Annotated in this window: 23 protein-coding genes; 10 read left to right on the top strand and 13 right to left on the bottom strand. The window is 60.2% G+C overall.

Annotated elements, in window-relative coordinates; genetic code table 11:
• Nucleotides 1-278 precede the first annotated feature (278 nt).
• Nucleotides 279-1,478, bottom strand: coding sequence for a tyrosine--tRNA ligase (gene tyrS / locus HX783_RS19680; protein ID WP_005791998.1), 1,200 nt, complete (start codon nt 1,476-1,478; stop codon nt 279-281).
• A gap of 209 nt (nt 1,479-1,687) precedes the next feature.
• On the opposite strand from tyrS, the gene HX783_RS19675 reads away from it, so the two are divergent.
• Both HX783_RS19675 and HX783_RS19670 read left to right on the top strand, forming a co-directional pair.
• Nucleotides 1,688-3,100 (top strand): peptidoglycan DD-metalloendopeptidase family protein, encoded by a 1,413-nt coding sequence (locus HX783_RS19675; RefSeq protein ID WP_159960312.1) that lies wholly within the window; start codon nt 1,688-1,690, stop codon nt 3,098-3,100.
• 3 nt (nt 3,101-3,103) lie between these two features.
• Entirely contained in the window at nt 3,104-4,195 is a 1,092-nt protein-coding gene (locus HX783_RS19670) for an anhydro-N-acetylmuramic acid kinase (protein WP_177017964.1), read from the top strand.
• A gap of 76 nt (nt 4,196-4,271) precedes the next feature.
• Here the strand turns inward: HX783_RS19670 and erpA are convergent, their stop codons facing one another.
• Complete coding sequence (gene erpA / locus HX783_RS19665) at nt 4,272-4,622, bottom strand: iron-sulfur cluster insertion protein ErpA (protein WP_003176443.1); 351 nt, start codon at nt 4,620-4,622, stop codon at nt 4,272-4,274.
• Nucleotides 4,623-4,787: 165 nt separating this feature from the next.
• Nucleotides 4,788-5,822, bottom strand: coding sequence for an N-acetyl-gamma-glutamyl-phosphate reductase (gene argC, locus HX783_RS19660; protein ID WP_177017963.1), 1,035 nt, complete (start codon nt 5,820-5,822; stop codon nt 4,788-4,790).
• Nucleotides 5,823-5,958: 136 nt separating this feature from the next.
• Here argC and hemJ point away from each other — a divergent pair, with 136 nt between their 5' ends.
• The 6 genes from hemJ (at nt 5,959) to coq7 (ending at nt 10,430) form a co-directional block, all read left to right on the top strand.
• A complete protein-coding gene (gene hemJ, locus HX783_RS19655; RefSeq protein ID WP_159960316.1) occupies nt 5,959-6,387 on the top strand; it encodes a protoporphyrinogen oxidase HemJ in 429 nt (142 codons plus the stop codon).
• 24 nt (nt 6,388-6,411) lie between these two features.
• The gene (locus HX783_RS19650) at nt 6,412-7,374 is read left to right on the top strand and encodes a nitronate monooxygenase family protein (protein WP_177017962.1); all 963 of its coding nucleotides are present in this window, start codon (nt 6,412-6,414) and stop codon (nt 7,372-7,374) included.
• Nucleotides 7,375-7,443: 69 nt separating this feature from the next.
• Nucleotides 7,444-8,409, top strand: coding sequence for a DUF805 domain-containing protein (locus tag HX783_RS19645; RefSeq protein WP_177017961.1), 966 nt, complete (start codon nt 7,444-7,446; stop codon nt 8,407-8,409).
• Between the two features lie 63 nt (nt 8,410-8,472).
• Entirely contained in the window at nt 8,473-9,261 is a 789-nt protein-coding gene (locus HX783_RS19640; RefSeq protein ID WP_159960322.1) for an SDR family oxidoreductase, read from the top strand.
• A 45-nt stretch (nt 9,262-9,306) separates the two neighbouring features.
• The gene (locus tag HX783_RS19635; RefSeq protein WP_177017960.1) at nt 9,307-9,645 is read left to right on the top strand and encodes a histidine triad nucleotide-binding protein; all 339 of its coding nucleotides are present in this window, start codon (nt 9,307-9,309) and stop codon (nt 9,643-9,645) included.
• 137 nt (nt 9,646-9,782) lie between these two features.
• Entirely contained in the window at nt 9,783-10,430 is a 648-nt protein-coding gene (coq7, locus tag HX783_RS19630) for a 2-polyprenyl-3-methyl-6-methoxy-1,4-benzoquinone monooxygenase (protein WP_159960326.1), read from the top strand.
• Between the two features lie 66 nt (nt 10,431-10,496).
• On the opposite strand, the gene HX783_RS19625 is transcribed toward coq7, so the two are convergent.
• Nucleotides 10,497-10,919: an OsmC family protein gene (locus HX783_RS19625; RefSeq protein WP_005792019.1), complete on the bottom strand. Its 423-nt coding sequence runs from the start codon at nt 10,917-10,919 to the stop codon at nt 10,497-10,499.
• Nucleotides 10,920-11,169: 250 nt separating this feature from the next.
• Here HX783_RS19625 and crp point away from each other — a divergent pair, with 250 nt between their 5' ends.
• Nucleotides 11,170-11,814 (top strand): cAMP-activated global transcriptional regulator CRP, encoded by a 645-nt coding sequence (crp, locus tag HX783_RS19620; RefSeq protein WP_059396577.1) that lies wholly within the window; start codon nt 11,170-11,172, stop codon nt 11,812-11,814.
• Here the strand turns inward: crp and HX783_RS19615 are convergent.
• The 4 genes from HX783_RS19615 to HX783_RS19600 form a co-directional block, all read right to left on the bottom strand.
• Nucleotides 11,811-12,506, bottom strand: a complete 696-nt coding sequence (locus tag HX783_RS19615; protein WP_177017959.1) for a lipoate--protein ligase family protein — start codon at nt 12,504-12,506, stop codon at nt 11,811-11,813. The genes crp and HX783_RS19615 overlap by 4 nt on opposite strands.
• 143 nt (nt 12,507-12,649) lie before the next feature.
• A complete protein-coding gene (gene trpC / locus HX783_RS19610; RefSeq protein ID WP_159960330.1) occupies nt 12,650-13,486 on the bottom strand; it encodes an indole-3-glycerol phosphate synthase TrpC in 837 nt (278 codons plus the stop codon).
• Nucleotides 13,483-14,532, bottom strand: a complete 1,050-nt coding sequence (gene trpD / locus HX783_RS19605; protein WP_177017958.1) for an anthranilate phosphoribosyltransferase — start codon at nt 14,530-14,532, stop codon at nt 13,483-13,485. The genes trpC and trpD overlap by 4 nt, the downstream gene beginning before the upstream one ends.
• A 9-nt stretch (nt 14,533-14,541) precedes the next feature.
• On the bottom strand, nt 14,542-15,135 hold the full coding sequence (locus HX783_RS19600) for an aminodeoxychorismate/anthranilate synthase component II (protein ID WP_094951420.1): 594 nt from the start codon (nt 15,133-15,135) through the stop codon (nt 14,542-14,544).
• A 421-nt stretch (nt 15,136-15,556) separates the two neighbouring features.
• Here HX783_RS19600 and estP point away from each other — a divergent pair, with 421 nt between their 5' ends.
• Nucleotides 15,557-17,479 (top strand): esterase EstP, encoded by a 1,923-nt coding sequence (estP, locus tag HX783_RS19595; protein WP_177017957.1) that lies wholly within the window; start codon nt 15,557-15,559, stop codon nt 17,477-17,479.
• Nucleotides 17,480-17,616: 137 nt separating this feature from the next.
• On the opposite strand, the gene trpE is transcribed toward estP, so the two are convergent.
• From trpE to HX783_RS19570, 5 genes are all read right to left on the bottom strand, one after another.
• Entirely contained in the window at nt 17,617-19,098 is a 1,482-nt protein-coding gene (gene trpE, locus HX783_RS19590; RefSeq protein ID WP_177017956.1) for an anthranilate synthase component I, read from the bottom strand.
• A 68-nt stretch (nt 19,099-19,166) separates the two neighbouring features.
• Nucleotides 19,167-19,985, bottom strand: a complete 819-nt coding sequence (locus HX783_RS19585; protein WP_177017955.1) for a phosphoglycolate phosphatase — start codon at nt 19,983-19,985, stop codon at nt 19,167-19,169.
• Nucleotides 19,982-20,656, bottom strand: a complete 675-nt coding sequence (gene rpe / locus HX783_RS19580; RefSeq protein ID WP_003194703.1) for a ribulose-phosphate 3-epimerase — start codon at nt 20,654-20,656, stop codon at nt 19,982-19,984. The genes HX783_RS19585 and rpe overlap by 4 nt, the downstream gene beginning before the upstream one ends.
• Nucleotides 20,657-20,740: 84 nt before the next feature.
• Complete coding sequence (locus HX783_RS19575; protein ID WP_177017954.1) at nt 20,741-21,889, bottom strand: iron-containing alcohol dehydrogenase; 1,149 nt, start codon at nt 21,887-21,889, stop codon at nt 20,741-20,743.
• Nucleotides 21,890-22,104: 215 nt separating this feature from the next.
• Nucleotides 22,105-22,929 carry an ABC transporter permease gene (locus tag HX783_RS19570; protein ID WP_028618151.1) on the bottom strand — a complete coding sequence of 275 codons (825 nt, stop codon included), beginning with the start codon at nt 22,927-22,929 and terminating at the stop codon, nt 22,105-22,107.
• Nucleotides 22,930-22,933: the final 4 nt, after the last annotated feature.

Genomic DNA, 22,933 nt, shown 5'->3' with positions numbered 1-22,933 from the left:
TGCGCTTCCGATCTCTCGTTAGCGGGAGGCGAATTCTACAGCGTTACACGCTGCTGTCAACACCTCTTTTTCTCCGCTTTCGACCGAGAAGATCGAAACGTTAATAGAGCCAAACAACACCGCTCTACCAACTCCTTCTGGGCTTCGATGAACTGAAGCAACTCGCTGTCGAATTCTGCGTAACTCTTTGTTTACCAAGGAGTTTTCCGTTTCGACTGCGCCGGAAGTGGGGCGAATTATAGACAGATATAATTCGCCGTCAACACTTAATTTCAGGTTTATTCGGATTTGAGCGTAATACGCGCAAATGCCTTCTTACCGGCCTGGCAGACATGGGTTGCGCCCAGCTCGTATATAAAGGTGCGATCAACCACTTCACCATCTATACGCACACCACCGGAACCTAGAAGGTCCCGAGCAACCGCCGAGTTCTTCACCAAGCCTGCCTTATTAAGAACAGCGGCAATCGGCATTGCCTCAGCAGCAGTCAGCTCAATCTCAGGAAGATCGTCCGGCAGCTCGCCATCCTTCATACGGTTACCGGCCGCACGATGAGCACTGGCCGCAGCCTCCTCACCGTGGAAGCGCGCAACGATCTCTTCCGCCAGCTTGATCTTCACGTCACGCGGATTGGCACCCGCCTCTACATCAGCACGCAGCGCATTGATCTCGTCCATCGAGCGGAAGCTCAATAGCTCGAAGTAACGCCACATCAACGCATCAGGAATCGAAACCAGCTTGCCGTACATAACACCAGGTGCTTCCTGGATACCCACATAGTTACCCAAGGACTTGGACATCTTCTTGACGCCATCCAAACCCTCCAGCAACGGCATAGTCAGAATGCACTGCGCCTCTTGCCCGTACGCTCGCTGCAACTCGCGCCCCATCAGCAGGTTGAACTTCTGATCAGTACCGCCCAGCTCAACGTCCGCGCGCAGCGCCACCGAGTCATAGCCCTGCACCAGCGGGTACAGGAACTCGTGAATCGCAATCGGCTGATTGGTGGAGTAGCGCTTGTCAAAGTCATCGCGCTCAAGCATGCGCGCCACGGTGTACTGCGATGTCAGGCGAATGAAGTCCGCCGGCCCCATCTTGTCCATCCAGGTGGAGTTGAACGCCACCTCGGTCTTGGCCGGGTCGAGAATCTTGAACACCTGGGTCTTGTAGGTCTCGGCATTATCGAGAACCTGCTCACGAGTGAGCGGCGGGCGCGTTGCGCTTTTGCCGCTCGGATCACCGATCATCCCGGTGAAGTCACCTATAAGGAAGATGACCTGATGCCCCAGCTCCTGGAACTGGCGCAGCTTATTAATAAGCACGGTATGACCCAGGTGCAGATCCGGCGCCGTCGGATCGAAGCCAGCCTTAATACGCAGGGGTTGGCCACGCTTGAGCTTTTCGATCAGCTCGGCCTCGACCAACAGTTCTTCCGCACCACGTTTTATCAGCGCTAGCTGCTCTTCAACCGACTTCATAACAGACCCGCAAGGCTCAGATTCAAAAGGGAACCAACCATACAAGATCAGGGACTAATTACAAGTTTTGCCCTGCGCACGGACACCGTTCAGCAAGCCCAGCGTTCGCGAGCTTGCGCCACAGATGATTTGGTTATATTTTATACAGTTATTTCATCTTCATCATGTCATTCATCTTTTCCATTTCATCTTCAAAGTCAAAATTACTTATGACCACAGAACCGTCTAAAGCGCCGCCGCTTTACCCGAAGACCCACCTGCTCGCCGCAAGTGGTATCGCCGCCCTTCTCAGCCTGGCACTCCTGGTATTCCCTTCCAGTGACGTAGAAGCCAAACGAACATCCCTGAGCCTTGACCTGGAAAGTCCAGTTGAACAACTGACACAAGATCAAGACGCTGCCGACGCGCAACAAGCCACAAATGCACCGGTTGAATCGCCGTTCGCACAGATAGAAAGCACGCCCGAAGACACCAAGCAAGCGACTCAAGAGCAGCCAGCTGCAGTCGCAGCCAAGAACCCGCTGCATCGCGAAGTGATCGTGGCCAAAGGCGACACGCTGTCAACGCTGTTCGAAAAGGTCGGATTGCCTGCTGCTACTGTTAATGAGGTGCTGGCCAGCGATAAACAAGCCAAGCAGTTCACCCAGCTCAAACACGGCCAGAAGCTTGAGTTCGAATTGGCGCCCAACGGCCAACTCAACAACCTGCACAGCAGCGTCAGCGACCTCGAAACCATCACCCTGACCAAGGGCGCCAAAGGCTTCGCGTTCAACCGCGTCACTACCAAACCGGTGATGCGCTCCGCCTACGTACACGGCGTGATCAATAGCTCGCTGTCACAATCGGCCGCACGCGCTGGCTTGTCCCACAGCATGACCATGGACATGGCCAGTGTGTTTGGCTACGACATCGACTTCGCTCAGGACATTCGCCAGGGCGACGAATTCGACGTGATCTATGAGCAGAAAGTCGCCAACGGCAAAGTCGTCGGCACCGGCAATATCCTGTCCGCACGCTTCACCAACCGTGGCAAGACCTATACCGCCGTTCGCTACACCAACAAACAAGGCAACAGCAGCTATTACACGGCTGACGGCAACAGCATGCGCAAGGCGTTCATCCGTACCCCGGTGGATTTCGCCCGCATCAGCTCGCGCTTCTCGATGGGCCGCAAGCACCCGATCCTGAACAAGATCCGCGCCCACAAAGGCGTCGACTATGCAGCGCCACGCGGCACGCCGATCAAAGCCGCCGGTGACGGCAAGGTTCTGCTCGCAGGGCGCCGCGGCGGATACGGCAATACCGTGATCATCCAGCACGGCAACACTTACCGTACGCTGTATGGCCACATGCAAGGGTTCGCCAAGGGCGTGTCGACCGGCAGCAACGTGAAGCAAGGCCAGGTTATTGGCTATATCGGCACCACGGGCCTGTCCACCGGCCCGCACCTGCACTATGAATTCCAGGTGAACGGCGTACACGTCGATCCATTGGGCCAGAAGTTGCCGATGGCCGACCCAATCGCCAAGGCCGAGCGCGCGCGCTTCCTGCAACAAAGCCAGCCGTTGATGGCGCGCATGGACCAAGAGCGCTCCACCCTTCTGGCTTCGGCGAAGCGCTAAGGCATGCCGCTCTATATAGGTGTGATGTCCGGGACCAGCCTCGATGGCCTGGATATCGCCCTGATCGAACAAGGCCCGGCGATCAACTTGATCGCCACACACTACATCCCGATGCCCGACAGCTTGCGCACCGAGCTGCTAAGCCTGTGCGCCAGCGGCCCGGACGAAATCGCCCGCTCTGCAATTGCCCAGCAACAGTGGGTGACGCTCGCCGCTCAAGGTATTCATGCCTTACTGCAACAACAGAACCTTAAGCCCCAGGACATTCGCGCGATTGGCAGCCACGGGCAGACCATCCGCCACGAGCCTGCCAGGGGCTTTACCGTACAGATCGGCAACCCGGCGTTGCTCACCGAACTGACAAACATCACCGTAGTCAGCGACTTCCGTAGCCGCGATGTAGCCGCCGGCGGCCAAGGCGCGCCTTTAGTGCCAGCCTTTCACGAAGCCTTGTTCGGTGAGCGCAGCGGCAACCGTGCTGTGTTGAACATTGGCGGGTTCAGCAACCTCAGCCTGATCGAGACCGGCAAACCGGTAGCCGGCTTCGACTGCGGCCCGGGCAACGTCTTGCTGGATGCGTGGATTCACCAGCAGCGCGGCGAACACTTTGATCGCGACGGCCAGTGGGCCGCCAGTGGCAAGGTCGAGTCTCAACTACTCAATGCCCTGCTCAGCGACCCCTTCTTCCTGACCAAAGGCCCGAAAAGCACCGGGCGTGAAGTCTTCAACCTGGGATGGCTGCAAAACCACCTCGGCAGATTGCCAGCGTTTCAACCCCAGGATGTACAAGCAACCCTGCTTGAGCTGACGGCATTGACTATCGTTGAGTCCCTGCAAACCGCACAGTCGGCGACTGAAACGTTACTGATCTGTGGCGGCGGCGCGCACAACGCCACGCTGATGAGCCGTCTGGCGGAGCTTCTGCCTTCCACCCAGGTCAGCAGCACGGCCACCCACGGCGTCGATCCAGACTGGGTTGAAGCCATGGCCTTCGCCTGGCTGGCGCATTGCTGCCTCGAAGGCATTGCCGCCAACCGCCCCAGCGTCACCGGCGCCCAGGGGCTGCGGGTATTAGGCGCGATCTACCCGGCCTGACGCCTTCATAATCCGCAGACAGCAAAACGCCGCTTGGCCTATCAAAGCCAAGCGGCGTTTTTGCATCCGGTGTCGATCAGATCGAGAACGAAGACCCGCAACCACAAGTCGTGGTGGCATTAGGGTTCTTGATCACGAAACGCGAACCTTCCAGACCTTCCTGGTAATCCACCTCGGCACCTGCCAGGTATTGGAAGCTCATCGGGTCCACGACCAGGCTGACGCCCTCGCGCTCAACAATGGTGTCGTCATCGGCTACATCTTCATCGAAGGTAAAACCGTACTGAAACCCTGAACAACCGCCGCCCGTAACAAATACGCGCAGCTTCAAGCGATCATTACCCTCTTCATCGACCAGGCTCTTCACCTTGTGCGCAGCACCGTGGGTAAATTGCAAAGCCGTGGGGGTGAAGGACTCAACGCTCATGCTGATAATCTCCCGGCGTACCGCCGCCATATGCGTAATGCCGGGCATTATCCGCTTCTCCTAGAAAAGCGGTCAACTATTGTTACGGTATATCAATCTGCGCTGCCGCCATTAAAAACACAAAAGGCCCGATCAACGGGCCTTTTGCACAGCGCCAGCCAAGCCTTACGGCAGCATGCCTGCGTGGGACAAGCCCAGCTTCTCATCCAGGCCGAACAGGATGTTCAAGTTCTGCACCGCCTGGCCCGACGCGCCCTTGACCAGGTTATCGATCACCGACAGCACCACTACCAAGTCGCCATCCTGTGGACGGTGCACGGCAATACGGCACACATTGGCACCGCGCACGCTGCGGGTTTCGGGGTGACTACCGGCCGGCATGACATCGACGAACGGTTCATTGGCATAGCGTTTTTCAAACAAGGCTTGCAGGTCTACCGAGCGATCGACCACGGTGGCGTACAAGGTTGAGTGAATACCACGGATCATCGGCGTCAGGTGCGGCACGAAGGTCAGGCCCACGTCTTTGCCGGCAGCACGACGCAGCCCCTGGCGGATTTCCGGCAAGTGGCGATGCCCTTTTACCGCGTAGGCCTTCATGCTTTCCGATGTCTCGGAGTACAGCGAACCTACAGCAGCACCACGACCAGCACCGCTGACGCCCGACTTGCAGTCGGCGATCAAGCGCGAAGTATCCGCAAGACCCGCTTCCAGCAACGGCAGGAAACCCAGCTGCGTCGCGGTTGGATAGCAACCCGGCACGGCGATCAGGCGCGCTTGCTTGATCTGTTCACGATTGACTTCCGGTAGGCCGTACACCGCCTCTTCCAACAATTCGGGTGCGCCGTGTGGCTGGCCGTACCACTTGGCCCACTCATCAGCGTCCTGCAGACGGAAGTCGGCCGACAGGTCGATGACCTTGGTGCCGGCGGCCAGCAGTTCGCCAGCCAGTGCATGAGCTACGCCGTGAGGCGTGGCAAAGAACACCACATCACAGGCGCCCAGGGTCTTGATGTCCGGCACGCTGAACGCCAGGCCATCGTAGTGGCCTCGCAGGTTCGGGTACATATCGGCCACGGCCATCCCGGCCTCGGATCGGGAGGTAATAACCACCACCTCAGCTTGCGGATGCTGAGCCAACAGACGCAGCAATTCGACACCGGTGTAACCCGTGCCGCCGACGATACCGACCTTGACCATAAACCTGCCCTCAACGAACCCACTGGAAAGCCGTCGATAATAGGGGCCGTATCGTCCTGCGACAACCGTCAACGTGACGTACGGGCGCATGAGCCACTACTATCTTCAGTTACCGTGAACCTGGGAATAACTAGAAATGCTCTATCTATGGATCAAAGCCTTCCACATTGTCAGCATCGTCTGCTGGTTTGCCGGGCTGTTCTACCTGCCACGCCTGTTCGTCTACCATGCGCAAAGCGAGGACACCGTCAGCAAAGAACGCTTCAGCGTCATGGAACGCAAGCTCTACCGCGGCATCATGGGCCCGGCGATGATCGCCAGCCTGATCTTCGGCGGCTGGCTGATCTACCTCAACCCTGCCATCTTTCAATCCGGCGCATGGATCCATGCCAAGCTGACCCTGGTCGTGCTGCTGATCGGCTACCACCATATGTGCGGCGCACAGGTAAAACGCTTTGCCCGTGGCGAAAACACCCGCAGCCATGTCTTTTATCGCTGGTTCAATGAAGTGCCGGTTCTGATATTGCTGGCTATCGTAATTTTGGTCGTGGTCAAACCGTTCTAACTTCAATTACACGGGGTACCTCCAATGTCGCTGCCCGCTTCTCTTGAACAACGTCTGCGCCTGCCCGTCGTGGTGGCGCCGATGTTCCTGATTTCCAATCCGCAACTGGTCCTGGCCTGCTGCCGCAATGGCGTAGTCGGGAGTTTCCCGGCCCTCAACCAGCGCGAAAGCAGTGGTTTCAAGGCCTGGCTGGAAGAAATCGAAGTGGGCCTGGCGCAACTGGACAACCCCGCGCCGTATGCCGTGAACCTGATCGTGCATAACAGCAACCCGCGCCTGGAAGCTGACCTGGCGATCTGCGTGGAACACAAAGTGCCGATCGTCATTACCAGCCTGGGCGCGGTGAAGGAACTGGTGGATGCCGTGCACAGTTACGGCGGCCTGGTGTTTCACGATGTCACCACGCGGCGCCATGCCGAAAAAGCGGCAGAAGCCGGCGTCGATGGCCTGATCGCCGTGGCTGCAGGCGCCGGTGGCCATGCCGGCACCTGGAGCCCGTTCGCGCTGATCGCCGAGATTCGCCAGTTCTTCGACAAAACCCTGCTGTTGGCCGGCTGCCTCAACCATGGGCACGAAGTCCTCGCCGCCCAGTTGCTGGGCGCAGACCTCGCCTATTTCGGGACGCGCTTTATCGGCACCACCGAAAGCCACGCCCCGGATGCCTATAAAGAGATGCTGCTCACATCGCGCGCCGCCGACATCGTGCACACTCCCGCAGTCTCCGGCGTACCCGCCAGCTTTATGCGCCAGAGCCTGGAAAACGCCGGTTTCGACCTCGCTGCCCTGCAGGGCAAAGGTGAGGTGAACTTCGGCTCCAAGCTCAAACCGTTGAGCGACGAGGCCAAGGCCTGGAAGACTGTATGGTCAGCCGGTCAAGGCGTCGGTGAGATTGATGACTTGCCAGGCGTCGATGAACTGATTGCACGCCTGGATGCCGAATATCGCAAGGCGCGCGAGCAGGCCACCCAGTTACAATGGCCACGCTGACAATCGCCGGGTCTGCTGATAAAAGCCGACCTGCACTCCCCTTCCTGATCAAGTGACAAGGATGCCCGCATGAGCGACAACCGTTTCAAGATTGTGTTTGACGGAGCCTTGCTCCCGGGTGTCGAAAGCACCACCGCCAAACTGAACCTCGCCGAGCTGTTCAAGAGCGACGTAGAGGCTATCGAAAAACTCTTCACCGGCCGCCCGGTTGCGCTCAAGCGTGACCTGTCGCGCTCCGATGCCGACACTTACCTCACCGCACTGAAAAACGCCGGGCTCGACGCACGCATTGAGCCTGAGCAGCCTGTGGCATTCAGCCTGGCTGAAGCGCACGAGACGGATTCAGGCAGCGCCGACTTCTCGCGCCCCGCCGCTTCGCCCTATGCGCCGCCGCGTGCGGCTGTGGGTGACCACACTGGCGAATTCTCGACGCTCAAGGTTTTCACCATCCACGGGCGCATCGGCCGTCTGCGTTACCTCGCCTGGACGCTGGTGTTGACCATCGCCATGCTCGTGGCCGGGGGCATCATTTCCACCGCTGGCTTCGCCGTGGCAACCGCTTCGCCGACGGCAGGCATCATTCTCGGTTCGCTGCTGGGTTTTGCGTTGTTTGTGGCGATCGTCTGGGTCAGCGTGCAAATCGGTGTGCAGCGTCTGCACGACCTCGGGTGGTCCGGCTGGCTGTACTTCCTGAACCTGGTGCCGTTCGTAAACAGTATTTTCCCACTCTTGCTGATGGTATTGCCGGGCAATACCGGCGCCAACCAGTACGGCCCTCCGCCACCGCGTAACTCCACGGCGGTAAAAGTACTGGCTACGTTGTGGCTGGCATTCATTCCGGTGATGCTCGCCATCCTGGTCACGCTGGGCATGAACGGCTACCTGAATCAGCTCGAAGCCAACATGGACAGCAGCTACGAAAGCAGCTCCATCAACGCCGATGACGACGCCGATCAAAGCGTGATCGTTGATGAAGAAGAAGGCGCGCAAAGTGCTGACGACACGGCCGAACCTGTAGACTCTCCAGAACAGTGAAGAAACGCCCGCCGCCTGTGATGCCTCTGTCACAGGCCCGGCGGCGTTGCGATGGAGAAAGGCATGACCCGTTACGCTCTGATCACCGGTGCCTCCAGCGGCATTGGCCTGGCCTTGGCCGAAGCACTGGCCCGTCGCGGCCGCAGCTTGATTCTGGTGGCCCGCCAGCGTGATCAGTTGGAAAGCATTGCACTCGAATTGACTCAACGCTTCGGCGTCGAGGTGCTGTTTCGGGCCTGCGACCTGGGCGAACCCTTGCGTTTGTCCGGGTTCCTGCTGGAGCTTGAAGAAGGCGAGCGGCAGATCGATCTGCTGGTCAACTGCGCCGGCATCGGCACCAGCGGGCCGTTCCTGGCCCAGGACTGGATGACCGAACAAGACCTGATTGAGGTCAACATCCTGGCCCTGACCCGCATGTGTCACGCCCTCGGCAATGCCATGGCGCTGCACGGCGGAGGCCAGATTCTCAACGTTGCCTCGGTCGCAGCCTTTCAACCGGGCCCGTGGATGAGCAGCTACTACGCCAGCAAGGCGTATGTGCTGCACTTCTCCGAAGGCCTGCGTGAAGAGCTGAAGACTTGCGGCATCAAGGTCTCGGTGCTTTGCCCTGGCCCTACGCGCACGGCGTTCTTTGGCACTGCGCAAATGGACACGGCCAAACTCGACCGAAGCCAGCAACTGATGAGCCCGGAAGAAGTCGCGCTCTACACCGTTCGGGCGCTGGAAAAAAACAAAGCCATCATCATTCCAGGGCGACGTAACCGCTGGCTGGCATTCAGCCCACGTTTCAGCCCACGCTGGCTGACGCGCAAGATTGCCGGCGCGATCAACAAGGCCTATTGCCCACGCTGACCGCCCGGCTACACTCCCCTGCACTTTCACCATGGAGAAACAGCTGTGGATACTCTGTTCACCAAGATCATCAACCGGGAAATACCGGCGAAGATCATCTATGAAGATGACCAAGTCCTCGCCTTCCACGATATCGCCCCGCAGGCGCCGGTGCATTTTCTGGTTATCCCGAAAAAGCCCATTCGCACCCTCAATGACCTCGCCGAAGAAGACAAAACCCTGGCTGGCCATATTCTGTTCACCGCCCAGCGGCTGGCAGTGGAGCTCGGCTGCGAGAAGGGTTTCCGCGTGGTGATGAACTGCAATGAAGAAGGTGGACAGACCGTCTACCACATCCATATGCATGTGCTGGGTCAACGCCAGATGAACTGGCCACCGGGCTGAGTCTTCGTGGGAGCTTGCGACGGCTTCGCCGTCGGACATGAGCAAGCTCCCTCGCCACAAGGGCAAATTGACTCAGCGCAAACGCATCACCCTCTCTTGCGGTAAACTGGCCGCCGAGATTCCTCCCGGAGGTCAGCATGACTACCCAACGTCACTACTCGCCGATTGACCGTCTGTTGCTGCAAGCCGACATGGCCATGCGCACACTGTTGCCGTTCAGCGGCCAACCGTACCGCCCATCGCCTGCCATCGTGCAGCCGGATGCGCAAATGAGCGAGACCGACACCCGCCACGTCGCCGGCCTGATGCGCATCAACCATACCGGTGAAGTCTGTGCCCAGGCGCTGTACCAGGGCCAGGCGCTGACCGCCAAGCTGCCGCAAGTGCGCGCGGCGATGGAACATGCGGCCGAAGAAGAAATCGACCACCTGGCCTGGTGCGAGCAACGCATTCGTCAGTTGGGCAGCCACCCCAGCGTGCTGAACCCATTGTTTTACGGTTTGTCGTTTGGCATCGGCGCCGCTGCCGGCTTGATCAGCGACAAGGTCAGCCTCGGGTTTGTCGCAGCGACGGAACATCAGGTGTGCAAGCATCTGGATGAGCACCTCGAGCAACTGCCGGCCGAAGACGAAAAGTCTCGCGCCATTCTCGAGCAGATGCGCATTGATGAAGAACATCACGCAGACAGCGCGCTGGACGCCGGCGGCTTCCGCTTCCCGGCGCCGGTCAGGTTTGGCATGAGCCTGTTGGCCAAGGTCATGACCAAAAGCACCTATCGAATATAAGTGCATCAAATCTGAGCCACAAAAAAGGGCGCCATCAAGGCGCCCTTCTTTTTTGCCGATTGGCGATCAACCCAACTCGATGATTTCGTAATCATGGGTGATGGCCACGCCGGCCGCGCCGAGCATGATCGACGCCGAGCAATACTTCTCAGCCGACAGCTCGATGGCCCGCTTGACCTGGGCTTCCTTCAGCGCCCGGCCCTTCACCACGAAATGCATATGGATCTTGGTGAACACCTTGGGGTCTTCAGTGGCGCGCTCGGCTTCCAGGAAGGCTTCGCAGCTTTCCACGGCCTGACGGGATTTCTTCAGGATGCTGACCACGTCGAAATTGCTGCAACCGCCGACACCCAGCAGGAGCATTTCCATCGGGCGTACGCCCAGGTTTCGGCCACCGGCTTCCGGCGGGCCATCCATGACCACAACATGGCCGCTGCCCGACTCACCGAGGAACATGGCCTCGCCCGCCCATTGGATGCGTGCCTTCATCGCCCAGACTCCACTGCTAAAAAAGGGTCGCCAGCTTAGCACAGGCCCCTGAAACAGCAGCGCCCCCGCATGAAATCGATCAATGACCGCGTCTGGTCGGAAAATTCCCCAATCGAGGCAGAATGTGTCTGGTAAGCTGGCGCCAATTCAATGGCGCATTGCCATCCTTTGTACAGCGTGTATCAATGCCGACACCGCTGGATAAAAAAATAAATCCAACCACACCGTGCAGTCTTTCCGGGATACAACCATGGTTGCTCTTACTCCCACACCCAAGATCAAGAATCTCGACAAGCTGTTGATGCACTGCCAGCGCCGACGTCACCCGGCCAAGCACAACATCATCTGCGCGGGCGAACGTTCCGAAACACTGTTTTTCATTATCAAGGGCTCGGTCACCATCCTGATTGAGGACGAAGACGGCCGCGAGATGATCATCGCCTACCTCAATACTGGCGATTTCTTCGGCGAATTGGGGCTGTTCGAACAAGCGGGCAAAGAGCAGGAGCGCAGCGCCTGGGTGCGCGCCAAGGTCGAGTGTGAAGTTGCCGAAATCAGTTACGCGAAGTTTCGCGAACTGGCCCAGCACGATCCCGACATCCTCTACGCCCTGAGCGGTCAGATTGCCCAGCGCCTGCGCGACACCACACGCAAAGTCGGCGACCTGGCGTTCTTCGACGTCACCGGCCGCGTGGCCCGTTGCCTGCTGGAGCTGTGCAAACAGCCTGACGCCATGACTCACCCGGATGGCATGCAGATCAAAGTCACGCGCCAGGAAATCGGGCGCATTGTCGGCTGCTCACGGGAAATGGTCGGACGCGTGCTGAAGGACCTGGAAGAACGCAACCTGGTGCACGTCAAAGGCAAAACAATGGTGGTGTTCGGTACGCGTTAACCCGGCAGGAAGCCGGCCAGCATTTGACGGTACAAGACATCCAGCCGGCTGATCGCATCCGGCGCGGGAAACGCTTCGTGCAGCGCGATATGGCTATCGGCACGTACTCGCTGGTCGAGGCCACAGGCTTCATTAAAACGGTTGACCGCTGCAATCAATGCCTCGCGATCGTTATCCAGCAACAACGCACCGTGCACCAACCCCACCGGACGGCCACCGCTCTGCCGCCAACGCTGGGCGGTGCCGACCATCTTGCGGCCATTGAGGTTGACGTTGTAGCGACCGTCGCAGAACGCACCGTCGATTTCACCGACGGACGCATCGCCGCCCAACTCGATCAGCAAGTCGCAGATTGGCTGGCACAAACGCTGGTAACCGGTTTCGATGCGGCCTTGATCGCCTTCGCTGCGCGGCGGCGCGTACACCAGGGCGATATTGACGGTCGCGGCAGACTGCGGCACCGGCTCTCCGCCGGTTTCGCGCAGCAACACCGGCCAACCGGCATCGGCTGATACCTGGCTGGCGGCGTCAAAGGCGGGTAAGCGGCTTAATCGGCGCGGCATGACCAGTGCTTGATCGCTGGGCTGCCAGAACAGTAGCCCGAATTCCTGCTCACCCGCGCAAACGGCGGCCAGCAGGTCTTGCTCGGCAGCGAGGCCTGCTTCGACGGTCATCGCGACTGGCTTGATCATTGCGCCATCCTCACTGCAAAAACCCATTCTAAATGTGGGAGCGGGCTTGCTCGCGAATGCGGTGGATCAGCGAGCACATGTATCGACTGACACTCCGCATTCGCGAGCAAGCCCGCTCCCACATTTTTTGACCATATTCCAAATCAGTCTAATGTGGAGCCGCTGACCGCCACACCACGCTCTGGGAAGAACAAGCGCTGCAGTTCCGCCCCTGGGTTCTCGGCGCGCATAAAGGTCTCGCCAACCAGGAACGAGTACACCCCGCTGATTTCCATCAGCTCCACGTCGGCGCGGTTGACGATGCCACTCTCGGTAATCACCAGACGGTCGCGCGGAATACGCGGCAACAGGTCGAGGGTGTTTTCCAGGCTGACTTCGAAGGTGTGCAGGTTACGGTTATTGACGCCCACCAGCGGTGTGTCGAGGGTTTTCAGTGCACGCTCCAGCTCGTCGCCGTCGTGGACTTCCACCAACACATCCAGGCCGACGCTTTTGGCCACGGCCGCCAGCTCAGCCATCTTCACGTCATCCAGTGCGGAGACGATCAGCAGCACACAGTCAGCGCCCAGGGCACGGGCTTCAACGATTTGATACGGGTCGACCATGAAATCCTTGCGGATCACCGGCAACTTGCACGCGGCGCGGGCCTGTTGCAGGAACAGGTCGGATCCCTGGAAGTAGTCGATATCAGTCAGCACCGACAGGCAGGTTGCGCCGCCCTTCTCATAGCTGGCTGCAATCTCGGCGGGCACAAAGTGCTCGCGGATCACGCCTTTGCTCGGCGAGGCTTTCTTGACCTCGGCGATCACGGCCGGGTGCTTGAGCTTGGCCTGAGCGATCAGGGCCTTGGCAAAACCACGCGGCGCATCGGCGGCCTTCGCTTGGGCTTCCAGCTCGGCCAGGCTGACGCGCGCGCGGCGCTCAGCAACTTCTTCAGCCTTGCGGGCCAGGATCTTTTCCAGAACGGTCGGCACACTCATGCTTCATTCTCCATCTTGAATACAGCGGTGAATGCTCCCAGCTCTTCGAGCTTTTCGCGAGCCAGACCGGTGTGCAATGCATCGTGGGCCAAGGCGACACCTTCTTTAAGACTATAGGCGTGGTCCGCCGCGTAAAGTGCAGCGCCAGCATTCAGAACAATCATTTCTGCCGCTTTCTGGCCGTTTTCCGTTTTGCGACGCCCCAAGGCATCACGGATCAGTTCCAGTGAGGCTGCCGGGCTTTCCACCGACAGCCCGTGCAAACTCTGGCTTTTCATGCCGAGGTCTTCGGGTTCGACCCAATACTCAGTGACCTGGTCATTCTTCAGCTCCGCCACAAAGGTCGGCGCCGCCAGGCTGAATTCGTCCAGGCCGTCTTTGGAATGCACCACCAGCACGTGTTTGCTGCCCAGGCGTTGCAACACTTCGGCCAACGGGCGGCACAGCGCCTGGCTGAACACGCCGACTACCTGATGTTTCACGCCGGCCGGATTCGTAAGCGGGCCGAGCATGTTGAACAGGGTGCGCAGGCCCAGGTCCTTGCGCGGGCCGGCAGCGTGTTTCATCGCGCCGTGGTGGGATTGGGCAAACATGAAACCAATGCCGACGCTGTCGATGCAGCGCGCCACTTGTACCGGCGTCAGGTTCAGGTAGATACCGGCCGCCTCCAGCAAGTCGGCGCTGCCGCTTTTGCCGGAAACCGCACGGTTACCGTGCTTGGCCACGGTGCAGCCAGCCGCCGCGACCACGAAGGAGGAAGCCGTCGACACGTTGAAAATATTTGCACCGTCACCGCCGGTGCCGACCACGTCGACCACGCCGTCGAGGGTCTTGAGTTCGACTTTATCGGCCAGCTCACGCATCACCGACACGGCGCCGACGATTTCGTCGATGCTTTCGCTCTTCATGCGCATGGCCATCATGAACGCGCCGATCTGCGCGTCGCTGCATTGGCCGGTCATGATCTCGCGCATCACATCGCTCATTTCAGCGGTGCTCAGGTCCAGGTGGCCGACGATACGGCTCAGGGCAGTCTTGATATCCATGGAAAGTCCTTAGCGCGTGCCGCCGCTCTGCTTGAGAAAGTTAGCGAACAGCTCGTAGCCCTGCTCGGTCAGGATCGACTCAGGGTGAAATTGCACCCCTTCGATATTCAGTGTCTTGTGGCGAAGGCCCATGATCTCATCGACCGAGCCGTCTTCAAGCTGGGTCCAGGCGGTCAGTTCCAGGCACTCGGGCAGGGTTTCACGCTTGACCACCAGCGAGTGGTAGCGGGTGACCGTCACCGGCAGGTTCAGGCCGTGGAACACCCCGAGGTCTTTATGGAACACCGGGCTGGTCTTGCCATGCATCACTTGGCGCGCACGCACCACATCACCGCCGAAGGCCTGGCCAATGGACTGGTGGCCCAGGCAAACGCCCAGGATCGGCAGCTTGCCGGCGAAATACTTGATCGCTTCCAGGGACACACCGGCTTCAGTTGGCGTGCAAGGGCCCGGCGAAACCACGATGCGCTCCGGGTTCAGGGCGGCGATTTCGGCGACTGTCAGTTCATCGTTGCGCACCACCTTGACCTCGGCACCAAGCTCGCCCAGGTACTGCACAACGTTGTAGGTAAAGGAGTCGTAGTTATCAATCATCAGCAACATGTGGGTTCAAACCTCTTGAATTCACTGATTTCAAATGACTGCCTTCCAAGAGAGTGACCCGCTGCCAGACGCACGTTCCGGTTGCCAGGGTTAGCCGGCAAGGGGCGTCAAACAACGGGTGAAGAAGGCAAATCGGTACAGGTCCGGCCGGGCCGGCAGAGAAAAATGTCAGGCGCGCCAACGCCAACGGGCGTGTGCCTTGACTACTCGCATCAAGAGTTTGCTGATGATCAACACGGGGAGGGTCTCGTTCATACGTTCAGGCACAGTAACGTAGCCTCGCCAGCGGTGCAATATGGAGCAGCAAATACGGGGGCCACGACAGAGCCTTTGTGGGAAAAAACTGTTTTCTTCGCAGAAAACCCTCACTACATTGCTAATGTTTCGCTTCCGACACAAAAACAACTAAATGGACTTTTGCATGCTCAGACCACCGTTTTTCGCGCCCCTGGCCGGCTGCCTCCTGTCATTGGCCTGTGCTCAGGCACTGGCGGCGCCGTCGCCTTACTCAACCATGATCGTGTTTGGCGACAGCCTGGCCGACGCCGGCACGTTTCCCGATGGCTCGTCCGGGGCGACGCTGCGCTTTACCAACCGCACCGGGCCGACGTTCCAGGGCGACTATGGCCTGGTTTCATCAACCCTGCTGGGCGCCAAGCTGGGCGTCGCGCCCAACGACCTGAATGCCTCCACCTCGCCGGTGCGTGCGGCCCAGGGTTTGCCCGACGGCAACAACTGGGCGGTCGGCGGTTACCGCACCGACAACATCCTCGACTCCATCACCTCGGTCTCCGACGCGGCGATTCCGCCCGGCAACCCGGGTGGCGGCACGGTGCTGCGCAGTCGCCAGGGTTATCTCCCGGCCAACGGCGGGCGGGCCGACCCCAATGCGCTGTACTTCCTTTCGGGTGGCGGCAATGACTTCCTGCAGGGCCGCGTCCTCAGCCCAGGCCAAGCGGTTGCGGCCGGTGGGCGCCTGGCGGACAGCGCCCAAGCCCTGCAACAAGCCGGCGCGCGCTACATCATGGTGTGGATGCTGCCCGACCTCGGCCTGACGCCCGCCATTAACGGCACACCGCTGCAGGCGTCGAGTTCGGCCCTGAGCAACATTTTCAACCAGTCACTGGTGCAGCGCCTGTCGCAGATCGACGCGCAGATCATCCCGCTGAATATTCCGCTGCTCTTGAAGGAAACCTTCGCCGACCCTGCGCGCTTTGGCCTGGCAACCGGACAGAACCTCACCGGCACCTGTTTCAGCGGTAACAGCTGCACCGCCAACCCGGTCTACGGCATTGGCGGCACCAACCCGGACCCGACCAAGCTGATCTACAACGACTCGGTCCACCCCACCATCGCCGGGCAACGCTTGATCGCCGACTACGCCTATTCACTGCTCGCGGCGCCCTGGGAACTGACGCTGCTGCCGGAAATGGCCCAAGGCACGTTGCGCGCCCACCAGGATGAGCTGCGCAACCAATGGCAGGCGGACAACGGTAACTGGCAAGCGGTTGGTCAATGGCGCGCAATTGTCGCGGGTGGCGGCCAGCACCTGGATTTCGATGACCAAAGCAGCTCAGCCAGCGGTGACGGCAGTGGCTACAACCTGAATATCGGCGGCAGTTACCGGCTCGACGAAAACTGGCGCGTCGGCGTAGCAGCCGGCCTGTATCGGCAGACGCTTGAAGCCGGCGCCAGCGATTCGGACTACAAGCTCAACAGCTACATGGGCACCGCGTTCGCGCAGTATCAGCAAAATCACTGGTGGGCCGATGCCGCGCTGACCGGCGGCAAGCTGGACTTCGACAGCCTCAAGCGCAAGTTCGCCCTGGGCGTGAGCGAAGGCTCGGAAAAAGGCGACACCGACGGCTGGCTCTGGGCCTTGAGCGGCCGGTTGGGCTATGACATCGCCGGAGCCGGCAGCGACTGGCACCTGTCGCCGTTCATCAGCGCCGACTATGCGCGGGTCGAAGTGGACGGCTATTCGGAAAAAGACAACCGCTCTACCGCACTGACCTTTGACGATCAACAACGCGACTCCAAGCGCCTCGGCGTCGGCCTGCAGGGCAGCTACCGGGTCACGCCGCAAACCCAGGTGTTTGGCGAAGTGGCCCACGAGCATGAGTTCGAAAACGACACTCAAAAGGTGAAGATGTCACTCAACAGCGTGCAAGGCATCGACTTCAAGCTGGACGGCTACACGCCACGCAGCAATTCGGACCGTTTGAGTGTGGGTGTCAGCCATAAGCTGACTCAGGAGCTGGCGTTACGGGCGGCGTATAACGTGAGGAAGGATGACAATTTGACCCAGCAAGGGGTGAGTGTCGGGGTGAGCCTGGATTTCTGATGGAGTCTTGAAACCTACACAAAACAAATGTGGGAGCGGGCTTGCTCGCGAATGCGGAGTGTCAGTCACAGATGTTTTGACTGATCCACTGCATTCGCGAGCAAGCCCGCTCCCACATTTTTGATCTACATCTGATCTCAGACTTGCGGGGTCTGCTCCGCCAACGCCACCGCCCGGAACATCGCACGGCGCTTGTTCAGGGTTTCTTCCCACTCAAGCGCCGGCACCGAGTCAGCCACAATCCCGCCGCCCGCCTGCACATGCAGCTCGCCGTCCTTGATCACCGCCGTGCGGATCGCAATCGCGGTGTCCATGTTGCCGTTCCAGGCAAAATAGCCCACGGCGCCGCCGTACACACCACGCTTGACCGGCTCCAGTTCGTCGATGATTTCCATCGCGCGAATCTTCGGCGCGCCCGACAAGGTGCCTGCCGGCAGAATTGCGCGCAGCGCGTCCATCGCGGTCAGCCCTTCTTTCAGCTCACCAGTGACGTTGGACACAATGTGCATCACGTTGGAATACCGCTCGATGACCATCTTCTCGGTGAGCTTCACCGAACCGATCTCCGAGACGCGCCCGGTGTCGTTGCGGCCCAGGTCGATGAGCATCAAGTGCTCGGCGATTTCCTTGTCGTCGCTCAGCAGGTCTTCTTCCAGCGCCAGGTCGGCCTCTTCAGTCGCACCGCGTGGGCGCGTCCCGGCGATCGGGCGCACGGTGATCAGGTTATCTTCAACGCGCACCAGCACTTCCGGCGAGCTGCCCACCACGTGGAAGTCGCCGAAGTTGAAGAAGTACATGTACGGCGTCGGGTTGAAGCAACGCAGCGCGCGGTACAGGTCAATCGGCGCAGCCTTGAAGTCGATGGACATGCGTTGCGACGGCACCACCTGCATGCAGTCACCGGCGAGGATGTATTCCTTGATCGTATCGACCGCGCGCTCGTAGTCATCCTGGGTAAAGCTGGAGCGGAACACCGGGTCGGCGGCCGGCGGCCGGCTGAGGTCCAGGCCACGGCGCGGGGTGATCGGCTGGCGCAGTTTTTCCAGCAGCGCTTCCAGGCTGGCCTGGCCTTGCTCGAAGGCGTCGGCCTGGGAAGGGTCCGCCAGCACAATCGCGTGCATTTTGCCGGCGAGGTTGTCGAACACCACCACCGCGTCGGAGACCATCAGCAGAATGTCCGGCACGCCCAGCGGGTCCGGGTTCGGGCATTTGCCCAGGCGCTTTTCCACGTAGCGCACGCAGTCGTAGCCGAAGTAGCCCACCAGGCCGCCGTTGAAGCGCGGCAAGCCAGCGATGGTCGGCACGTTGTAGCGCGCCTTGAAGGCTTCGACGAAGGCCAGCGGGTCTTCAACGTCATGGCTTTCGATCTCGACGCCATCCAGCGTGATGCTCACGTGATGGTCGTGCACGCGCAGCACGGTGCGGCACGGCAGGCCGATGATCGAGTAACGGCCCCACTTCTCGCCGCCCTGCACCGATTCCAGCAGGTAGGAGTTGGGCTCGTCAGCCAGTTTCAGGTAGATCGACAGCGGCGTATCGAAGTCGGCCAGGGTTTCGCAGGCCAAGGGGATACGGTTATAGCCGGCAGCGGCCAAACGCAGGAATTCTTCGCGGATCATGAGGTGCCTCGTGGCTTGAGGGTCAAACGGTCAGGTGTGCAAACGTGCCGCAGCGCGGCCAGGTTCAGTCAGGCGCGCCAACGCCAGCGGGCCAGGGCCTTGATGACTTTCATCCAGAGTTTGCGAGTGACCACCACGATGGCGTTTCCAGAAGGGGTTGGTTCGATGTCGGGCAACGTTATCTCAGCGCCCGCTCCCAAGCAACCGGGGATTAGCAAGCGCAGGTCATCAATCACCAGCGCCGGCGACTCTTCGGCAATCGGCCGGCCATGGTTATAGCCGTAGCTCAAGGCCACGCACTGCACACCGGCGGCTTTGGCGGCCAGCACATCACTGCGCGAATCACCGACAAACAACGACTGCGAGGCCGGGATATTGGCCATCTTCATCACAAAGAACAGCGCTGCCGGGTCGGGCTTTTTCTGCGGCAAGGTATCGCCGCCGATGATCCAGCGGAAATAACGGCCGATCTTCATCTGATCCAGCAGCGGCGCGACGAAGCGCTCCGGCTTGTTGGTGATCAGGGCCATTTCCACGCCCTGCTTGTGCAGCCACTTGAGCGTGTCACGCACACCGGGGTAAACCACGGTCAGTTCGTGGCCGTCTTCATAGGCGGCGTTGAACAGTTCCAGGGCGTGTTCGGCTTCCACTTCATCGACACCTTCGGCATCAATATTGTTGGCCAAGGCACGGCGCACCAGCATCTGCACACCGTTGCCGACCCACATGCGCACCGACTCGATCCCCGCCGGCTTGCGCCCCAGCTTGAGCAGCATCTGGTCCACCGCTGCTGCCAGGTCGGGCACCGAATCGATCAACGTACCGTCCAGATCGAACATCACCAGCCGTGGCAGTTTGCCGGGGAACAGCTGCTCAAAGCCGCTCATGGACGCGCCAGCGCCAGTTCGGCACGCATCTTGTCGATGACTGCCTGGTAGTCCGGGGCGTTGAAGATCGCCGAACCGGCCACGAAGGTGTCAGCGCCAGCGGCAGCGATTTCACGGATATTGTTGACGTTGACGCCACCGTCGATTTCCAGACGGATATCCCGCCCGGACGCATCGATCAGTGCACGGGCTTCACGCAGCTTGTTCAGGGTGCCGGGGATGAACTTCTGCCCGCCGAAGCCTGGGTTGACGCTCATCAGCAAGACCATGTCGACCTTGTCCATCACGTACTCGAGTACGCTCAACGGCGTGGCCGGGTTGAACACCAGGCCCGCCTTGCAGCCGCCTTCGCGGATCAGTTGCAGGGTGCGGTCGACGTGCAGCGTGGCTTCCGGGTGGAAGGTGATGTAGGTCGCGCCGGCCTCAATGAAGTCACCGACAATACGGTCCACCGGGCTGACCATCAGGTGCGCATCGATCGGCGCCGTGATGCCGTACTTGCGCAGCGCCGCGCAGACCATCGGGCCGATGGTCAGGTTGGGCACGTAGTGGTTGTCCATGACATCGAAGTGCACGAAGTCGGCACCGGCGGCCAATACCTTGTCCACTTCCTCACCCAGGCGGGCGAAGTCGGCGGAGAGAATCGATGGAGCGATAACGAAGGGCTGCATGACGCACCTTTTTTGAGCTAAATCACGATGGCGCGCATTGTATACCTCATGCTTTGCTGCGCGCACCGTGACCTAACTCAACGGTTAATACGCAGCCCGGTAGATTTTCTCGATATCCGCCGCACTGAGCTTGCGCGGATTGTTGCGCATCAGGCGCTCAATGCCCGCCGCTTCCGTGGCCATGGCCGGGATTGCGTCCTCGGGCACCCCGAAGCTGCGCAGGCCTGCCGGGATCTCGACTGCGGCACACAGTCGCGTCATCGCCTCAACGGCCTGGTCGGCGGCGTCGTTGACACTCAACCCCGTGACATTCACGCCCATGGCCTGGGCAATGTCCTGCATGCGTTCGACGCAGGCCAGCTTGTTCCAGTGCATCACGTAGGGCAGCAACAGCGCATTGCTCACGCCATGGGCGATATTGAAACGCCCGCCCAGCGGGTACGCCAAGGCGTGCACCGCGCCCACCCCGGCATTGCCGAAGGCCATGCCGGCCATCAGGCTGGCGGTGGCCATGTCGTCGCGGGCCTGCAGGTTGGCCGGGTTGGCGTAGGCCTTGGGCAGCGCCCTGGCGATCAGCTTGATCGCGCCAATCGCCAGGGCGTCGGTGATCGGCGAGGCATTCAGCGACAGGTAGGATTCGATGGCATGCACCAACGCGTCAACGCCACTGGCGGCGGTAACGCTGCGCGGGCATGTGAGGGTCATTTGCGGGCTGATCAGCGCGACGTCCGGCAGCAAGTAATCGCTGACGATGCCCTTCTTCAGTTGGGCGACCTTGTCTGAGAGGATCGCCACATTGGTCACCTCCGAGCCGGTGCCGGCCGTGGTCGGGATGGCGATCAACGGCGGGCCTTTGCGTGGCACCTGGTCGACGCCGAACAAGTCCGCCAGTTCGCCGTGGTAACCGGCATAAGCGGCGACGCTCTTGGCAATGTCGATGGCGCTGCCGCCACCGAGGCCAATCAGGCCGTCATGCCCGCCTTCGCGGTAGGCGCGCATGCAGTCTTCGACGATGGCGATTTCCGGGTCGGGCAGCACGCGGTCGAAAATTTCATAGGGGCGCTCGCCCAGATGTTCCAGCGCCAGCGCCACGGTGCCGGATTTGACCAGCGCGGCGTCGGTGACGATCAGCGGGTTATCCACATCCAGGCGCGTGAGTTCAAAGGCCAGCTGTTCGATGGCGCCAGCGCCGGTCAGCAGTTTGTGGGCGATCTTGAATGAGGAGGTACTCATGTGCGCGGCCTCTTATTAATGATGGGCTGGCACAAGAGTAGCTGGGTATTTTGGGTTGCCTAGCATTCAGGGTCTGAATGGTTATTCCCGCCTCAATGCATAACCAATGTGGGAGCGGGCTTGCTCGCGAATGCAGTGGGTCAGATAAAAATGCATTGACTGACACACCGCCTTCGCGAGCAAGCCCGCTCCCACATTTGGATCTCCGCTTGGCTTTAGACCTGGGCGGTGCGCAACTTTTCGCTGCGCCCGCGCAGCCATTCAAGGGTCAGCAACAACAGCACCGAGAAGGCAATCAACAACGTCGCCGCCGCGGCAATCGTCGGGCTGAGGTTTTCGCGGATGCCGCTGAACATCTGCCGAGGCAGGGTCGCTTGCTCAGGGCCGGCGAGAAACAGCGTCACGACCACTTCATCGAAAGAGGTCGAGAAGGCAAACAGCGCCCCGGAAATTACCCCCGGCGCGATCAACGGCAAGGTCACCCGGCGAAACGCCGTCAGCGGCGACGCACCCAGGCTGGCCGCCGCGCGCACCAGGTTATGGTTGAACCCTTGCAACGTCGCCGACACCGTGATGATCACAAACGGCACGCCCAGCACCGCGTGCACCACGATCAGCGAGAAGAAGCTGTTGCCCAACCCCAGCGGCGCAAAGAACAGGTAACTGGCCACGCCAATAATCACCACCGGCACCACCATCGGCGAAATCACCAGCGCCATCACCAGCGCCTTGCCGGGGAAATTGCCACGGGTCAGGCCAATCGCCGCCAGGGTACCGAACACCATGGCCAGCACCGTGGCCGCCGGGGCGACGATGATGCTGTTCTTCAGCGCACGCATCCATTCGGCCGAGGCGAAGAAGTCCTGATACCAGTGCAGCGAAAAGCCTTGCAGCGGGTACACGAGGAAACTGCCGCTGTTGAACGACAGCGGGATAATCACCAGCACCGGCAGGATCAGGAACAGCAGGATCAAGCCGCACAGGATCCGCAAGCTGTAGAACCACACCCGTTCCACCGGTGACATATAAGGGCTCAGCATTGCC

Source organism: Pseudomonas sp. D2002, from assembly GCF_013385735.1.
Taxonomy (GTDB): Bacteria; Pseudomonadota; Gammaproteobacteria; order Pseudomonadales; family Pseudomonadaceae; genus Aquipseudomonas.
The sequence above is the reverse complement of the archived record's forward strand: the minus strand, read 5'-3'. Positions and strand labels throughout refer to the sequence as shown.

Coding starts and splice junctions, on each gene's coding strand:
- HX783_RS19570 (WP_028618151.1), bottom strand. CDS start 22,929: ATGCTGAGCCCTTATATGTCACCGGTGGAACGGGTGTGGTTCTACAGC.
- coq7 (WP_159960326.1), top strand. CDS start 9,783: ATGACTACCCAACGTCACTACTCGCCGATTGACCGTCTGTTGCTGCAA.
- HX783_RS19650 (WP_177017962.1), top strand. CDS start 6,412: ATGTCGCTGCCCGCTTCTCTTGAACAACGTCTGCGCCTGCCCGTCGTG.
- HX783_RS19575 (WP_177017954.1), bottom strand. CDS start 21,889: ATGAGTACCTCCTCATTCAAGATCGCCCACAAACTGCTGACCGGCGCT.
- argC (WP_177017963.1), bottom strand. CDS start 5,822: ATGGTCAAGGTCGGTATCGTCGGCGGCACGGGTTACACCGGTGTCGAA.
- hemJ (WP_159960316.1), top strand. CDS start 5,959: ATGCTCTATCTATGGATCAAAGCCTTCCACATTGTCAGCATCGTCTGC.
- tyrS (WP_005791998.1), bottom strand. CDS start 1,478: ATGAAGTCGGTTGAAGAGCAGCTAGCGCTGATAAAACGTGGTGCGGAA.
- HX783_RS19600 (WP_094951420.1), bottom strand. CDS start 15,135: ATGTTGCTGATGATTGATAACTACGACTCCTTTACCTACAACGTTGTG.
- crp (WP_059396577.1), top strand. CDS start 11,170: ATGGTTGCTCTTACTCCCACACCCAAGATCAAGAATCTCGACAAGCTG.
- estP (WP_177017957.1), top strand. CDS start 15,557: ATGCTCAGACCACCGTTTTTCGCGCCCCTGGCCGGCTGCCTCCTGTCA.
- trpE (WP_177017956.1), bottom strand. CDS start 19,098: ATGATCCGCGAAGAATTCCTGCGTTTGGCCGCTGCCGGCTATAACCGT.
- trpD (WP_177017958.1), bottom strand. CDS start 14,532: ATGGATATCAAGACTGCCCTGAGCCGTATCGTCGGCCACCTGGACCTG.
- HX783_RS19640 (WP_159960322.1), top strand. CDS start 8,473: ATGACCCGTTACGCTCTGATCACCGGTGCCTCCAGCGGCATTGGCCTG.
- HX783_RS19625 (WP_005792019.1), bottom strand. CDS start 10,919: ATGAAGGCACGCATCCAATGGGCGGGCGAGGCCATGTTCCTCGGTGAG.
- rpe (WP_003194703.1), bottom strand. CDS start 20,656: ATGCAGCCCTTCGTTATCGCTCCATCGATTCTCTCCGCCGACTTCGCC.
- HX783_RS19670 (WP_177017964.1), top strand. CDS start 3,104: ATGCCGCTCTATATAGGTGTGATGTCCGGGACCAGCCTCGATGGCCTG.
- erpA (WP_003176443.1), bottom strand. CDS start 4,622: ATGAGCGTTGAGTCCTTCACCCCCACGGCTTTGCAATTTACCCACGGT.
- trpC (WP_159960330.1), bottom strand. CDS start 13,486: ATGAGTGTGCCGACCGTTCTGGAAAAGATCCTGGCCCGCAAGGCTGAA.
- HX783_RS19645 (WP_177017961.1), top strand. CDS start 7,444: ATGAGCGACAACCGTTTCAAGATTGTGTTTGACGGAGCCTTGCTCCCG.
- HX783_RS19675 (WP_159960312.1), top strand. CDS start 1,688: ATGACCACAGAACCGTCTAAAGCGCCGCCGCTTTACCCGAAGACCCAC.
- HX783_RS19585 (WP_177017955.1), bottom strand. CDS start 19,985: ATGAGCGGCTTTGAGCAGCTGTTCCCCGGCAAACTGCCACGGCTGGTG.
- HX783_RS19615 (WP_177017959.1), bottom strand. CDS start 12,506: ATGATCAAGCCAGTCGCGATGACCGTCGAAGCAGGCCTCGCTGCCGAG.